The sequence below is a fragment of the Streptomyces sp. NPDC031265 genome, from assembly GCF_055570295.1.
Genome location: NZ_JBVIHM010000005.1, coordinates 225,851 through 239,779 on the forward strand (window position 1 = coordinate 225,851; position 13,929 = coordinate 239,779).

Genomic DNA, 13,929 nt, shown 5'->3' on the forward strand with positions numbered 1-13,929 from the left:
TCCCCGCCCCCCCCCCCCCCCCCCCCCCCCCCCCCCCCCCCCCCCCCCCCCCCCACCCTCCCCCCCCCCCCCCCCCCCCCCCCCCCCCCCCCCCCCCCCCCCCCCCCCCCCCCCCCCCCCCCCCCCCCCCCCCCCCCCCCGCGACCGCCGAGGCCGACGGCGCTCGCTACACGTCGGCCATCTGCGGCATCTCGCCCTGTGTCGTCTGCAGGTCGATCACCGAGAACGACGCGCCCTGCGGGTCGCTGAGCGCCGCGAACCGCCCGTAGGGCGTGTCCATCGGCCCGAACCGCAGCACCCCGCCGCGCTTGGTCGCCGTCGCCACCGCGTCGTCGCAGTTGTCGACCGTGAAGTACACATTCACGTACGAGGGGACCTCGGGCGGGAACTCCTCCGTCATCTTCATGCGCCCCATGACCATCTCGTCACCCACGCTGAAGACCCGGAAGTCGGCCGCGTCGTCCTGCATCTGCTTGGCACCGTACGGGAACACCGCGGGCAGGAACGCGTCGACCTTCGCCGGGTCGCGGGTGAAGAACTCGGCCCAGCAGAACGCGCCGTGCACGCCCTTGGCCTCGAAGCCCTCGTGGCTGCCCGCCTGCCACACGCCGAAGACGGCGCCGCTCGGCTCGCGGGCGATCGCCATCGAGCCGAAGTCGCCGACCTGCATCGGCTCCATCAGCACCTCGCCGCCGTTGTCCTTGATCTTCTTCGCGGTGGCGGCGACATCGGGCGACGCGAGGTAGAGACACCACGCCGACTGGCCCTCCTGGCCCGGCATCGGCGGCACGACGGCCGCCACCGCCTTGCCGTTCGCGTACGCCTGCGTGTAGTTGCCGTACTCCGACGACGCCTCCCCGAACGTCCAGCCCAGCACGTCACCGTAGAAGCTCTTCGCTCCCTCGACATCGGTGAACATCGCATCGGCCCAGCACGGAGTGCCCTCTGGTTCTGCGGCCATGAATGTGCTCTCTCCTGTGTGACAGACGGTCCGGCTTGCCACGCTAGCCAGCCGACCCCGACCCCGCGCGCCGAGCGCTCCCACCCGCCGGGGCGCGGACGACCGGAGCCCGCCGAAAGGGGTGACGCGCCGGGACGGCGGGCAGGTAATCGGGTACGGATCCTGGCGGGGCGGGACGACTCGGGCGTAGCGTGACCCGGCGCTGGCGCGCACAGCGACCTACAGGGGGCGTGTGACCTCATGGACAAGCCGGTCTGGCAGTTCTCGGACGACCGCGGGCAGGTGGCGACGGCCAGGGGGGTCCCCACCAGGGTGACCGCCTACATCCAGGCCGGAGCCACGCTCTGGGACCACGGAGTCGGCCCCGGAGCCGTCTTCGGCTCCTTCCACGACGGGGCCGCACCCGACCGCGCCAAGGCCGGCGGGCTGCCCCTGGACCGGCTGCGCTACCTGGGTGGGGGCGCCGCCCTCGACCTCGACGTGCTGCTCCAGGGCACGCCCGACCTCGTGGTGGCCGTCAGCTACGGCGGCGGCCAGGTCTACGGCCTCGCCCCCGAGACCGCCAAACACCTGGAGGAACACGTTCCGGTGGTCGTCATCGACATCGGGCACTCGCGCTCCCTGGCCGAGATCAGGGACCGCTTCGCGGACCTCGCCCGCGCCCTCGGCGGCGACCGCCACCACGAGGACGCCGCCCGCCTCCTCGACGCGGCGCAGCGCCGTCTGCGCACCGTGACGGCCGCCACGCGCGCGTACGCGGACACGGACCCGCCCGCGGCGCCCCGCGTACTCGCCCTCTCGCCCGCCGGGCCCGGCCAGGTCCACGTGGCGCGCCCGGGCGCCTGGCCGGAGCTGCGCGCCCTGGCCGAGCACGGCGTCCACCTGGTGGAGCCGCCCGCCGGAACCGGGGCGAACTGGACCACGCTCACCTGGGAGGAGGCGGCCGCCCTGCCCGCGGAGATCGTCCTGTCCGACGTACGGGTGAACGCCACCCCCGTCGAGCAGCTGCGCGCCGACGCGCATTGGCGGGCGATCGAGGACCGCGCGCGCGTGCTGCCGTGGAACCCCGAGACCCCGTGCAGCGCCCGGGCCCACGCCCGGTTCCTCGCCCTGGTCGCCGACGCGGTGGACTCCCGTACCGCACGTTAGTACGCCTCGGCGCGGACAACTTCACAGCTCAGAGCCGTGTCGGAGTTGGGCCGAACGGGTGAGCGGCGTCATCATGGCCGGATGCAGATACAGCACATGGGCGAGGTGGTCCGGTGAGCAGGTACGACGTCACCGATGAACAGTGGGAGGGGCTCGCCCAGGTCGTTCCGCTGCGCAGTCGCAACGAGTGGCCGTCGCGCGTCGACCACCTCACCATCCCCAACGAGTACGCGGCCGTCGCACAGCGCCGCTTCGTGGTCCTGCGCGTCCAGGTCTTCGCGGACGCGCGCGAGGTCGCCGAATACATGATTGCGCAGACCCCGGTCCTGCTCGATCTGACGGGCGCGGACACCGAAGTCGCCAAGCGCATACTCGACTTCAGCAGCGGAGTGGTCTTCGGCCTGGGCAGCGGAATGCACCGGGTCGACCGCAACGTCTTCCTCCTCGCCCCCGCCGGCACGGAGGTGGAGGGCATCGCCGAGGCCGTCGTCCCTCATGCGTAGAGCCGTTCCCGTGGCGGAAAACGTTGCTTAGGGCCGTCCCCCATGGCGGAGCCGTCCCTCGTTCGTAGGAAGGTGATCGAGGCGTAACGGTTCGTCACGTTTCGCCCTCGTACGGTCCGTCCATGAACGGAACCTGCGACCGGCCCACCGTCACCGAACTGCGGCTCTCCGCCTTCAAGTCGCACCGCGGCGCGATCATCCCGCTCGGCCCGCTCACCTTCCTGGCGGGACCGAGCGGCAGCGGCAAGTCCAGCGTCCTCCAGGCGTACGAGGCACTGGCCCGGCTCGGCTCCGGCGCCACCCTCGCCTCGGCGTTCCCCGACCCCGCAGGGTGCGTACCCGAACGCGCCGAGGCAGACGCCCAGGGCAGGCGCGGGTTCCGCATCGGCTGCACCGTCGACGGGCCCGCCGGACCCGTCCGGCTCGACCTCGCCGTGCAGGCCGAGCCGGAACTCCGCGTCGTCGGCGAACGTTTGACCAGCGCCGGCGACACCCTCCTGTCCACCGCCCTGCGCGACCCCGGCCGCTCCACCGTGCAGGCCGCCTGGCACACCGCCGGCGTCGTCCCGGTCACCCGCGCCCCGCTCCCCGACGACCGGCTCGGCACCGCCCTGCTGCCGCTGCGCGTCGCCGGGAAGACCGAGGGACAGCTACGGGTCCTCGCCGCCGCCGAGCAAGTGGTCGTCGCCCTGCGGTCCGTGTTCGCCTGCGACCCCCAGCCGCAGCGCATGCGCGAACCCGTCCTGCCCGGCCAGGGACGGCTGCGGCGCGGCTGCGACAACCTCGCCGAGATCCTCTCCCGCACCGCCGAGGAGTGCACCATCCGGCACGCCCGGCTGGTCACCGCGGCCCGCGCGGGCTGCGCCGGCCCAGTCACCGCGCTCGCTGCCGAAGAACTGGCCGACGGGACGTTACGTGCCATGGTGGGCCGCGGCGAACGGACACCCACGCCCGTGGCCCGCCTGGGAGAAGGTGAACTGCGCTACCTCGCGCTCGCCCTGGTCCTGCTCACCGGCCCCGGAGTGCTGGCCGTCGACACCGTCGCCGAGATCCCGTCCGCCATGCAGACCCTCACCGTCCTCACCGACGGCTTCGACCGCGGCCTCGACCGGCGCCAGGCCGCCGAACTGGGCGCACTGGCCGCCGAGATGTGCCGACGCGGCCACATCCGTCTCGCCGGCACCGTCACGGACGCCGGATGCGCCCGAGGAGTCCAGGGGGCGGCAGTGGTAGACCTGGAGCCGTGACCGAACCCGACGTAGCGGGACTCCAGCGCCGACTGGCCGACTTCGCGGCCGCGCGCCACTGGCAGCCCTTCCACACCCCCAAGAACCTCGTCTCCGCCCTCAGTGTCGAGGCCTCCGAACTCCTTGAGATCTTCCAGTGGCTGACCCCCGAGCAGTCCGACCGCGTCATGCACGACCCCGACCGCGCCCACCGGGTGACCGACGAAGTCGCCGACGTCCTCGCCTATCTCCTCCAGTTCTGCGAAGTCCTCGGCATCGACCCGCTCGCCGCGCTCTCCGCCAAGATCGACCGCAACGAGCTCCGCTTCCCCGTCCCCACCGCCCCGCCCGCCCCGCCCGCCCCGCAGCCCCTCACCGGCCCCGCCCCGGCACAGACCCGCCCCGCCCCGGCACAGACCCGCCCCGCCCCGGCACAGACCCGCCCCGCCCCGGCGCAAACCGGCCCCGCCCCTGTGCAGAACCCCGAAGAAAGTCCAAACGGTCACTCTTCGGAGTGACCGAGTTATTCAAAACCCCCTGCTCGTCCACAGATTTCCCGATTGCTCTGGCTTTCCTGGCCTCAGAAGCTCACTCTAGGTAGTGACCGGGAAACGGATCGTCGTATGAACGGGGGCCGCTCATGGACGCGGTACGGCTCATCGGAGTGAGCAGGTTAGCGCTCGCGGAAAGCACCGCGGCGCTGGAGATCGTCGCCGAGGCCTGGCAGGCACAAGCCCTCGCCCAGGCCATCGGAAGCCACCTGGCGGCCACCGGCCCACCGGAACTCAGGGGCGAAGCACGCGGCCTCAGCGAGACCGGCGGCCGCGGCTGCGGCGCCCTCGACCACCCCGGACTGCGTATCGGCGGCATCCGCGCCACCCAGCTCTCCGAAGTCACCGACGCCAGACAGACGCTGACCGGACTCGGCAGCCTGCTCGGAGACGTCGGCATGGCCCTCGTCGGCGTCGCCTGCGCCACCGACGAAGAAGGGCTCTACTGGCAGTGCATCGAAGCGATCGACGCCGCCGACGAGTCGAGCGACCGGGTCCGCGGAATGCTCCGCCGACTCACCGTGCGAGAGCAGGAAAGACGGCCCGGCGCGCTGCGCGACTCGACGGCGAGGCCGTCATGACCGGACGGGAGTCACCGCACCGGCCCTCACACGCCCGTGGGGCGGCCCTCCACATGCCCACCGGCTTCCTGACCCGGCAGCACACGCTCGGCGGACGACTGCAGATCGGCGTCGAGCTGGGACAGATCCGCGTTCAGCGCCGCCATCAACTCCTCCATCTGCTGCGGCAGCCCCTTCGGCGCACCGTGCTGCCCGGGCATGGACTGCCCGGCCGGCTCCTGCGGCACGGCCTGTTCCGGCACAGCTTCCTGGGACATGGCGGCCTCCTCGGCCCAAGCCCTCTCGCGCGGCTGCGGGGGTGGCAGCTCGACAGAGGCGTCGGCAACGGCCGCCGACGCGCGGGCCGGGCGGTCCGGCTCCGCCCGAGCCAACGAACACTCAGCGCGACAGTCACTGGTCAGAGCGCGCGCGGCCCGTCAGGTGGACCATATTCACCCGACTGGGCGGCCATCGCGCATGCGGCAAGGGCGGGGTTGACGACAGTTCGAAGGTGCAGGATGGATGCATGGATCTTCGAATCTTCACGGAGCCCCAGCAGGGCGCCGACTACGACACCCTCCTCGCCGTCGCGAAGGCCACCGAAGCCCTCGGATTCAACGCCTTCTTCAGAACCGGTACCGTAGCTACCCATGGAGCTTATAGCCCTGGGGGACAGGGATCAGGACATGATCAGGGCCGCCACGTACGAGCGTCAGAGCCACAAGTCCGAAACGGACAGCCAGGCGTCACCAAAGATGCAGCGGGACAAGAGCGTTGCGTACATCAACAGCCAAGACAACTGGGTCCACGTCGACACCGATTACTCGGACGTAGGAGTCTCGGGGTACGACCCCAGCGTCTACCGCCCTGGGTTCGAACGGCTCATGGAAGACGCCCGAGCCCGTAAGTTCGATGTCGTGGTGATCTACATGCTTTCTCGGCTGACGCGTCAGGGGGCAGCCGAGGCGCTGAGCATCCAACAGGAGCTAGCCAAGCACGGCGTTGCCCTCGTCTCGACGCAAGAACCATTCATCAACACCTCCGACGACAACCCCTTCGGTGTCGCCTTCTTCGCCCTTGTCGCTGGCCTGGCGCACCAGGAGTCGAAGAACAAGTCGAAGTTCATCCGCGACGCTTTTGCGGAGCTGAGAGCAAAGGGATCGCACTCCAGTGGGCCCGTCCCGTACGGATTCGAGGCGGAGGCGGTTCAGGTCGACGGGCTCACCATCCGGATCCTCCGTCCTGGGGAGACGAGTGACGAAGAAGCCGGCCCCAACTCCACTCCAGCCGACAACGTGATGTACATGATCACGGAGGCAGAAAAAGGCGTGAAGGAAAACGCCATCGCCTACAACCTGACCAAGAAGAGGGCAAGGACACCGCTAGGAAGCCTTGACGACGACGCCGCAACGGCGCGCCGAGAGGCAGCGATGAAGCGCCGCAAAGGCGGCCCATCGGACACGGCTGACTATGAATGGTCCTCCACCGTCGTGCGCCGCATCCTCCGGGACCCTCGCCTCGCCGGGTTCGCAATCGGCCCCGTCGACCCGAAGACCAAGCGCCGCAAAATCCTGCGCGACGCCGACGGGCAGCCCGTGAAACCCCATCAGGGCTTCATCGAGCCAAGGCGTTGGTACGACCTTCAAGCACTGCTCGACGGCCGCAAGCGGGAACGCAACATGGACCGGGCCGGCACGATGACGTTTCTCGGATCCTGGGGCATGCTGCGCTGCGGCATCTGCGACTCAGGCATGACTGTCTCAAACGTCGACGAAACGTACGTCTGTAACCTCCGCCGAAGCGTCAGCGGGAAACCAAAGCACACACTGAAGATCAAGCAGGCTGACGCTGATGCCATCGTGGCGGCGCGTCTCTGGGAGCGTGTGGCAGACCTGAACCCGGAGAACGATGACGATCTCGTCATTCTCACGGCAGCCGCGGAACGTTTCGCGGCACAGGGCACGGACCCTGAGGCCGCCGCAGAGCTGGCAGAGCAGGAAGCGCAGTTGCTCCACGTCGAGCAGAGCATGAAGGAGCTGTACGCGGACCAGCGGGATGGCCTCTACAAGGGAAAGACGGGCCGTGCGGCGTTCAAAGACACCATCGTGAAGTATCAACAGCACGAGGACAGGTGTCGGGTACGCATCGACGAACTTCGGAAGGCCGCCACTACCGCCACGCGGCTCCCCATCGACGAGTGGACGGCTGACTCTGACGAGGGCAACCCGTTCGAGCCCGGAGGGCTTTGGGACCGCTGGGACGTCGTAGACCGACGCGGGTTCCTGGCGCTCTTCGTGGATGGCGTGCCGGTTCGCCCGGCTGACTCACGGAGCGGGCCCTCATTGGAGCGGGCCGAGAAGCGCATAGAGATCGACTGGGCAAAGCCGGAGCAGGATGACGAGGAAACCGAGGAGGTAACGAAAGAGTAACGGTTCCCGGCAACCTTGAGGCGGTCCGCACGGACTTTCCGAGCCGTCCCACCCCGCGTCCTCCCCGTCGGCCGCACGCCTCGTCATCCACAGGCGCCTGTGGATAACTACACACCGTACTGGAAGGCACTCAACATGTAGCCCTGCGTAGCCAGTTGAGTCAAACTGAGGGCCAAACTGCCAAACTAACCCCCTATTTATACTTTCTCCCCTACGCGTTAGAGAGAAGTTGAAATAGGGGGTTAGTTTGGCAGTTTGGCCGCACGGCCCGCGAGGAGGCGGACGCAGCAAGATCGGCAAGTGTCACGTGCGCCCCATTAGGTATATGAGGGGGTTTTCGGCGGCGCCGGCGAATGGCGCGGCGCTCCACTCCCTCCACGACGGCCGGGACCCGCTCCCGCGCTCCCCCGCCCTCTCCTCCGGGGTTGCAGCGCGGTAGAGCGGCCTGGCCGTCGACGACTTCCCCTCGTTGCTAGTGCGGCGGGAGGACGCCGCCAGAGCGTGTGCACGCGGCCTGACGGTAAGGGCAGTTCTTTGGGCGCCTGCCTCATCAAAAGCCCATCTCTGCTTCAGTAGCTCAGTGGCCAGAGCCCCCGCTTATCGAGCGGGTAGCCGCCGGTTCGAGTCCGGCCCTTTGGCGTGGTGCGGCTGTCCGACGGCGGGACCCGGACAGCACAGGCCGCGTTAGCCCAACTGGTAGAGGCGCCTGATTCAGGATCAGGAGGTTGGGGGTTCGATTCCCTCACGCGGTACTTGGAGGGGCGGGCACTGGCGTGCCAAGCGCTCCCGAAAAGCGTGGCGGGGCAACCCGTTGGGGGTTCGACTCCCTCACCTTCCGCACAACCCTGGAGCGCTGGGACGCAAGGGGGCCTGTAAAGCCTCCGTCGGCTGCGGCTTGCGTGGTTCGATTCCACGGCCAGGGACGAGACGAGCCGGAGTCATCCGGGGACGCCCTTTGACGCTGGGATCAGTACCCCTCGCGCTTGACGTGAGCGGCTCGTCACACGCCTCCGTAGCTCAGTTGGCTAGAGCAGCGTCCTCGTAAGACGCAGGCCGCGCGTTCAAGTCGCGCCGGAGGCTCCACAACGGCTGATCCACCCACGGGCCACTCAGCCGTTTACGGGACGTAGCTCAGAGGTCAGAGCACCCGCTTTGGGAGCGGGTGGCCGCAGGTTCGAATCCTGCCGTCCCGACACAGCAGAACGGCCCCGGTGAAGTTGGGGCCGTTCAGGTTCAGCTTAGCGCCAGGGACGACGTCCGACGCTGCCTCCACGAGGCTGGGGGAGCCTGCTTGGCTTCTCGGCACTCTGGGCACCGACAACCGCGTCGACGATAGCCCGCGACGGTTCCGTGCCAGTTGCCCGGCTCACGCCCCGCCATAAGCGCCTGATCCCGCAACTCCGCCCAATCAGGGTCGTGTGCGGCCCATCCGTGCAAGCGCTGTGTTGTGATGCCCAGTTGAGCGCACGCCTCGGTGAGGGGCGTTCTGGCCGCGAGGAGATGGAGGATGGCCGTGCGGGTCTCCGCAGGGAAGCAGGCTTCAGCCTGTGCGCGTTTGCGTTCGGCGTCGGTGTCATGACGAGCATCCGCGCAAACATCGCACCTGGTTAGCGTGCCGGTGTTGTGCGGGTACAGGGGCACGCCACAGTTGTGGCAACGGGTGTCGGGCATAGGGCTTCCGTCTCATGGCAGGCTTCCGCTTGAGAAGGACTACCCCCGCTTGCGCGGGGACCAAGTGACGCAGCTGCGTCTAACCGCCACTTCCAACGGTTCACCCCCGCACGAGCGGGGACGAGTACGACGCTACAAGACGCAGCCCCGGCGCGGAGGTACTTTCCCGCATTGGGGCTGAGCTACTTCGGCAGAGCCACGGCGAACGCCGGCTTCAGTCCCTCGTAGTACGTGACTGTCCCGCCCTTGCGGACGACGTCCAGGACGACGCCGCCCGTGATGGACTGACCGGGCGCGTAGTCCGCATCGACGTCCTGCCCGCCCGCTGTCTCAAGCGTGGTGGCGTTCTGAGCGGCCGTCTGCGCATCCTGCCACTTCATGACGCCATACGGCGCGAAGTGCGCAGGCTTCGTGCCCACGTTGGCCACGGTGAGCGTGAGTACGGCGAACTGCCCGTGCGTCGGCTTGTTCGTCGTATCGATCTCCGACGGTTGGACGTACTTCACGCCCTTGACCGTGACGCGCATTGTCGTCCCGCTCTCAGTCGCGTAGGTGCCGCTCTGTCCGACGGAAAGCGTGGATAGCGCGATCTTCACAGGCGTGGCGGACGGCGTTGGAGCTGCCGACGTGGTGGCCGGCTGAGTTGCAGCCGCCTTCTTCGGCTCGTCCTTTGAGTCCGACGAACAGCCCGTGACGAGCGCGGCAGTTATGCCCACTGCCGCGACGACCGCGGATCCACGCACCCACGCACGCATTGCCCAACCCCCAAGCCGACGGCCCCTGATGGCCGCAGATCCGGCACAGCGTAGACCACAGAGGAGGCGTCATGGCGTGGGATGGAAGCACCCGACGCGCCCGCCTTCCCAAGGACTGGCCCCGCATCCGGCGCCACATCATCCGGCGTGACCGTGTGTGCGTGTGGCCCCTGAGCGACGGCACGGTGTGCGGAGGGCAGGGCACAGACGTGGACCACATCATTCCCAACGACGACCACTCAGACAGCAACCTGAGACTGCTGTGCACGTGGCACCACAGACGCAAGAGCAGTAGCGAGGGTGGCACAGCAGCCGCCCTTGTGCGCGTGCGCACGGCACGGCCCAAGCCCATACATCCGGCACTGGAGGAGTGACCATGAGCGGCGCGCATGTGGTGCTGGAGGAGGCAGACGACACGGGCGAGACAGGCGTCAGCGTGACACGCGTGATGGTCAACGGCGTTGACGTTGGTCAGCTCGCGCGAGCTCCCAAGATCAGCGTTGGCGTTGATGGTCGCTGCTCAACCGTGACGATCACGCTCGTGCCGAGTCGTCTGGAGATCAGAGGCGAGCTCGCTGACGGTGATCGTCGCGGGCCGCGAGCCGGGTTCACGGCGACTCTGCCCGCAGGCCCAGGGGGGTGACCCCCACCGAGGCACTTGGAGGATCGTACAGGTGCTGGTTCTCGCTGTCCGTACGGGTCTGGGGATCCTGGATGTAACGGCTAACCCCTCCGCGTTGGCAGGCCCGGAGGCTGCCATACAGGGCCTCCTAGGGGTATCTGAGCGCCGACCTGGGCCGTAAGCGTTACACGCCGCGATCCTCGCTGGATTTGGTTCCCGCAGGTCAGAGGCTTGTAAGTGTTACGCGCCGCACCTACAATGGAGCCATGATGAGAACCGAGCGATTGTGCGCGCACTGCGGAGGCGACATGCCTCTAGCCGCTCGCGCCGACGCTCGGACATGCTCCGGCCGTTGTCGTGTGGCGCTGCACCGCGCAGAGAAGAAGCGCGTGCTCCCGCTGGAGCTGACGACCCGCGACAGGTGGGTACGTCGAGCCGGCGACAAGCGTCCGCTGACGACGACCGGCAGGGCTGCGTCAAGCACTGACGCTCGAACCTGGAGCACCTACAAGAACGCCGCGGAGTCCGTGGCGGGCGTCGGGTTGGGCTTCGTCCTATCCGACGTCGACGATGTGGTCTGCATCGACCTGGACCACTGCTTGAACTCGCTCACTGGGCAACTCGCCCCGTGGGCCGCAGCCATCGTGCGCGACGCGGGCGCCACCTACGTAGAGGTGTCCCCGTCCGGCGACGGACTGCACATCTGGGGCCACGCGGACGTCCGACAGGGACGCCGCATCCGACGCCCCGACGGTACGGCCGTGGAGATCTACGGGACCGGCCGCTACATCGCAATGACGGGGCGCCGACATGGCTCCTGCCCATCGGTTCTGGCGGATGTATCGGACGTTGTGTCGGTATTCATTCTGTAGCCCCAGGCGGAGGCCAGGGCCTCCGCCGGGTCAGGGGCACACCGCTCATATTTCGGTACACCCCGAGTCCGGCGCTTACTTACGGCCGCACTTGGAACAGCGCTTCTTCCTTCCCTTGCTGTTGACTGCGCTGGGTGGCGCGCTGCGGGAAAGATGAATCTTCACCGCAACTGGCCACGTGAGGCCGCTGCTAACAATAGTGACTAGCGCAAGCAGGATGTTTTGCATCCGGTTACCTCCCTTCGATCTCTCGATACCCCCGCCGGGGGGCTAAACGGCTTAGCAAGGAAGCCGCCTGTTTGAAGAGATGTTCCAGGGGCACCAGCCCGGACATTTCCAGTCTGCTACGACCAGCCACCTGATTCAAGACGAGAGCCGTACGCGCCTCAAGGACACCTAGTTGTTGACTCCGTAACGATCTAGTGCGAAACGAAGGGAGGTGCGATGGCTGGCAGAGGCCCCGCCCCGAAGGACCCAACCAAGCGCCGCCGACGCAACGCCAATGAGCCGGAGACGGTGATCACCCCCGACGACGAACTTCGCGGCCCAGAGCTGCCGGAGGGCGTGCTAGGGGTCAACGAGGACACAGGCGAAGTCGTGGACTGGCACCCGCGCACGGTTGCGTGGTGGCACTCCTGGCGGACGTCTGCGCAGGCTCAGACTTTCGTCGACACCGATTGGGACTTCCTCATTGACACCGCCCTCATGCATCACACGATGTGGGCAAAGGGCAGGTGGGAGTTCGCGAGTGAAGTGCGCCTGAGAGCCGCCAAATTCGGCGCTACGCCGGAGGATCGCGCCAGGTTGAAGCTGAAGGTCGACGACCCCACAAACGCCCGTCAGGCGCCCGCACAGCGCCCCGACGGAGTGACCGACATCAACTCGCGCCGAGCGCGTCTGACCGGATAGGGGACCAATGCCGCGCGCTCTAGTGCGCGCCCCTAGTCACGACCGCTCCCGCTCGCTCGGGTGGTTGTCGGTTGCATGGATGGAATATTTCGTTGTACACGGCCCCGGCGACGTTCAAGGGATGCCGGTACGGCATGGTGACGAATACACAGGCTTCGTAGTCGACTGCTACGGCCTGGAGACCGACGGCCGACGCCTCTACGACTCCGGATTCTTCTCCCGCCCGAAGGGCTGCGACAAGAGCGGACTTGGCGCCCGCCTCGGACTGTACGAGGCTCTTGGCCCCTGCCGCTTTGGCGGCTGGGCGGAAGGCGGTGAGGTTTACCGCGATCCGTGGGGCATGGGTTTTGAGTACGTCTACGAACCCGGTGAGCCGATGGGCCGCCCGGTCAGCGTGCCGTACATCCGGATCATGGCCACCGAAGAAGGCCAGACGGGCAATGTCTTCGACACCATCTTTTTCAACCTGACCGACGACGAGGCGCGCCTTTCTCACGTGCCGGGCATCGATACCGGCATTACCCGTATCAACCTTCCTGACGGTGGGGAGATCACTCCGTCTACCGCGTCCAGTAGCTCGAAGGACGGCGGCAAAGAAACCTTCGTCGTCTTCGACGAGACTCACCTCTACAACACTCCGGAACTCCGGCGCATGTACGCGACGGTGACGCGAAACCTCCGCAAGCGTAAGCGGCTTGCGGAGCCGTGGTATCTCGAAACGACGACCATGTTTGCCCCCGGGCAGGACTCGGTGGCCGAGAAGACATACGAGGAAGCGGAATCCATACGCTCCGGCCGGAAGAAGCGTGGTCGTGCTCGGCTCATGTACGACCACCGGTACGGCGAGTGCGCTGATCTCCGCAACGAGGACGCGCTACGGGCCGCGCTCCTGGACGCCTATGGCGACGCCATGGAGTGGATGGACCTTGATTCCCTCGTAGATGACTTCTACGACACCCGCAACGATGCTGCTGACGGCAAGCGCTACTTCCTCAACTCCCGCACGGTTGCGACGGACGCGTGGATGGATCCGGACGCCTGGAGCCTCTGCCGGCGGGCGGAAGAGATAGCCCCGGGTGAGCTGATCACCTTGGGTTTCGACGGGAGCATCCGAGACGACGCGACAGCATTGTGCGCCGCTCGCGTGTCTGACGGGCACCTTCAGCTCCTTGGGGTCTGGGAGAAACCGGAAGGGCCGGAAGGCGAAAACTGGCAGGTGGACCGTGAAGCGGTTGACGCTGCTGTGGCCGCCGCATTCGAGACGTACGACGTCTGCGGTTTCTACTGCGACCCGCCTCACTGGCAGGACTACGTAGACCGGTGGACAGCCGACTTCGGCCCTGACCTCCGCGTACGCGCCGTGCAGGCCCGTCCGTTGGAGTGGTGGACCAACCGTCCGACGGCCATGGAAACGGCGCTTCAGCGCTTCCACGAGGCAGTTGAAGGCAAGGAGTTGTCGCACGCCAACACCGCCGACGAAGACGAGGCAGAGCGCCCCGTGTTCGTCCTGGGGGCTGCCCTGACGCGCCACGTCGTCAACGCCCGCCGAAAGGCGATGGGCACGCGGCACATGGGAATTGGCAAGGAGCACCCGAAGTCTCCAAAGAAAATCGACGCCGCCATGTCGGCAGTCCTGGCCTACGAGTGCCGCGCGGACGCCGTGGCGGCAGGAATTACCAAGCGTAAGAAGAAGTCCGGTCGTCTAGTCGCCTTCTGAGGGA

General features: G+C 67.7%; 12 protein-coding genes, 5 tRNA genes and 2 pseudogenes. 16 read left to right on the forward strand and 3 right to left on the reverse strand.

The window, feature by feature from the left end:
* Positions 1-166 precede the first annotated feature (166 nt).
* On the reverse strand, positions 167-961 hold the full coding sequence (locus tag ACZ499_RS11180) for a VOC family protein (RefSeq protein WP_468673844.1): 795 nt from the start codon (positions 959-961) through the stop codon (positions 167-169).
* Between the two features lie 240 nt (positions 962-1,201).
* Here ACZ499_RS11180 and ACZ499_RS11185 point away from each other — a divergent pair, with 240 nt between their 5' ends.
* The 5 genes and pseudogenes from ACZ499_RS11185 (at position 1,202) to ACZ499_RS11205 (ending at position 4,971) form a co-directional block, all read left to right on the forward strand.
* On the forward strand, positions 1,202-2,110 hold the full coding sequence (locus ACZ499_RS11185) for a substrate-binding domain-containing protein (protein WP_468673846.1): 909 nt from the start codon (positions 1,202-1,204) through the stop codon (positions 2,108-2,110).
* Positions 2,111-2,223: 113 nt separating this feature from the next.
* The gene (locus tag ACZ499_RS11190; protein ID WP_468673850.1) at positions 2,224-2,613 is read left to right on the forward strand and encodes a cell division protein SepF; all 390 of its coding nucleotides are present in this window, start codon (positions 2,224-2,226) and stop codon (positions 2,611-2,613) included.
* A 122-nt stretch (positions 2,614-2,735) separates the two neighbouring features.
* Positions 2,736-3,860 carry an AAA family ATPase gene (locus tag ACZ499_RS11195; RefSeq protein ID WP_468673853.1) on the forward strand — a complete coding sequence of 375 codons (1,125 nt, stop codon included), beginning with the start codon at positions 2,736-2,738 and terminating at the stop codon, positions 3,858-3,860.
* A pseudogene (locus ACZ499_RS11200) lies at positions 3,857-4,177 on the forward strand (nucleotide pyrophosphohydrolase); the annotation flags it as partial. The gene ACZ499_RS11195 and the pseudogene ACZ499_RS11200, both read left to right, overlap by 4 nt.
* A 302-nt stretch (positions 4,178-4,479) precedes the next feature.
* Complete coding sequence (locus ACZ499_RS11205) at positions 4,480-4,971, forward strand: DUF6099 family protein (protein WP_468673855.1); 492 nt, start codon at positions 4,480-4,482, stop codon at positions 4,969-4,971.
* 26 nt (positions 4,972-4,997) lie between these two features.
* Here ACZ499_RS11205 and ACZ499_RS11210 read toward each other — a convergent pair whose 3' ends face one another.
* Entirely contained in the window at positions 4,998-5,228 is a 231-nt protein-coding gene (locus tag ACZ499_RS11210; RefSeq protein ID WP_468673857.1) for a hypothetical protein, read from the reverse strand.
* Positions 5,229-5,476: 248 nt separating this feature from the next.
* Between ACZ499_RS11210 and ACZ499_RS11215 the strand changes: the two are divergent.
* The 7 genes and pseudogenes from ACZ499_RS11215 to ACZ499_RS11245 all read left to right on the forward strand — a co-directional run.
* Positions 5,477-5,584 (forward strand): annotated as a pseudogene (locus tag ACZ499_RS11215) (LLM class F420-dependent oxidoreductase); the annotation flags it as partial.
* Positions 5,585-5,600: 16 nt separating this feature from the next.
* Positions 5,601-7,379: a recombinase family protein gene (locus ACZ499_RS11220; protein ID WP_468673859.1), complete on the forward strand. Its 1,779-nt coding sequence runs from the start codon at positions 5,601-5,603 to the stop codon at positions 7,377-7,379.
* A gap of 569 nt (positions 7,380-7,948) precedes the next feature.
* Positions 7,949-8,018: transfer RNA gene (locus ACZ499_RS11225), tRNA-Asp, on the forward strand.
* A 39-nt stretch (positions 8,019-8,057) separates the two neighbouring features.
* A tRNA-Leu gene (locus ACZ499_RS11230) sits at positions 8,058-8,131 on the forward strand.
* 3 nt (positions 8,132-8,134) lie between these two features.
* A tRNA-Ser gene (locus ACZ499_RS11235) sits at positions 8,135-8,217 on the forward strand.
* Positions 8,218-8,385: 168 nt separating this feature from the next.
* Positions 8,386-8,462: transfer RNA gene (locus tag ACZ499_RS11240), tRNA-Thr, on the forward strand.
* Between the two features lie 37 nt (positions 8,463-8,499).
* Positions 8,500-8,572, forward strand: a tRNA-Pro gene (locus ACZ499_RS11245).
* 660 nt (positions 8,573-9,232) lie between these two features.
* On the opposite strand, the gene ACZ499_RS11250 is transcribed toward ACZ499_RS11245, so the two are convergent.
* Positions 9,233-9,793 (reverse strand): DUF4352 domain-containing protein, encoded by a 561-nt coding sequence (locus ACZ499_RS11250; protein ID WP_468673862.1) that lies wholly within the window; start codon positions 9,791-9,793, stop codon positions 9,233-9,235.
* A gap of 388 nt (positions 9,794-10,181) precedes the next feature.
* Here ACZ499_RS11250 and ACZ499_RS11255 point away from each other — a divergent pair, with 388 nt between their 5' ends.
* The 4 genes from ACZ499_RS11255 (at position 10,182) to ACZ499_RS11270 (ending at position 13,925) form a co-directional block, all read left to right on the forward strand.
* Positions 10,182-10,448, forward strand: a complete 267-nt coding sequence (locus ACZ499_RS11255) for a hypothetical protein (RefSeq protein ID WP_468673864.1) — start codon at positions 10,182-10,184, stop codon at positions 10,446-10,448.
* 245 nt (positions 10,449-10,693) lie between these two features.
* Positions 10,694-11,299: a bifunctional DNA primase/polymerase gene (locus ACZ499_RS11260; protein WP_468673866.1), complete on the forward strand. Its 606-nt coding sequence runs from the start codon at positions 10,694-10,696 to the stop codon at positions 11,297-11,299.
* 444 nt (positions 11,300-11,743) lie between these two features.
* Positions 11,744-12,208, forward strand: a complete 465-nt coding sequence (locus ACZ499_RS11265) for a phage terminase small subunit (RefSeq protein WP_468673868.1) — start codon at positions 11,744-11,746, stop codon at positions 12,206-12,208.
* A 79-nt stretch (positions 12,209-12,287) separates the two neighbouring features.
* Entirely contained in the window at positions 12,288-13,925 is a 1,638-nt protein-coding gene (locus ACZ499_RS11270; protein WP_468673870.1) for a terminase, read from the forward strand.
* Positions 13,926-13,929 lie beyond the last annotated feature (4 nt).

Coding starts and splice junctions, on each gene's coding strand:
- ACZ499_RS11195 (WP_468673853.1), top strand. CDS start 2,736: ATGAACGGAACCTGCGACCGGCCCACCGTCACCGAACTGCGGCTCTCC.
- ACZ499_RS11255 (WP_468673864.1), top strand. CDS start 10,182: ATGAGCGGCGCGCATGTGGTGCTGGAGGAGGCAGACGACACGGGCGAG.
- ACZ499_RS11265 (WP_468673868.1), top strand. CDS start 11,744: ATGGCTGGCAGAGGCCCCGCCCCGAAGGACCCAACCAAGCGCCGCCGA.
- ACZ499_RS11220 (WP_468673859.1), top strand. CDS start 5,601: ATGGAGCTTATAGCCCTGGGGGACAGGGATCAGGACATGATCAGGGCC.
- ACZ499_RS11185 (WP_468673846.1), top strand. CDS start 1,202: ATGGACAAGCCGGTCTGGCAGTTCTCGGACGACCGCGGGCAGGTGGCG.
- ACZ499_RS11210 (WP_468673857.1), bottom strand. CDS start 5,228: ATGTCCCAGGAAGCTGTGCCGGAACAGGCCGTGCCGCAGGAGCCGGCC.
- ACZ499_RS11270 (WP_468673870.1), top strand. CDS start 12,288: ATGGAATATTTCGTTGTACACGGCCCCGGCGACGTTCAAGGGATGCCG.
- ACZ499_RS11180 (WP_468673844.1), bottom strand. CDS start 961: ATGGCCGCAGAACCAGAGGGCACTCCGTGCTGGGCCGATGCGATGTTC.
- ACZ499_RS11205 (WP_468673855.1), top strand. CDS start 4,480: ATGGACGCGGTACGGCTCATCGGAGTGAGCAGGTTAGCGCTCGCGGAA.
- ACZ499_RS11260 (WP_468673866.1), top strand. CDS start 10,694: ATGATGAGAACCGAGCGATTGTGCGCGCACTGCGGAGGCGACATGCCT.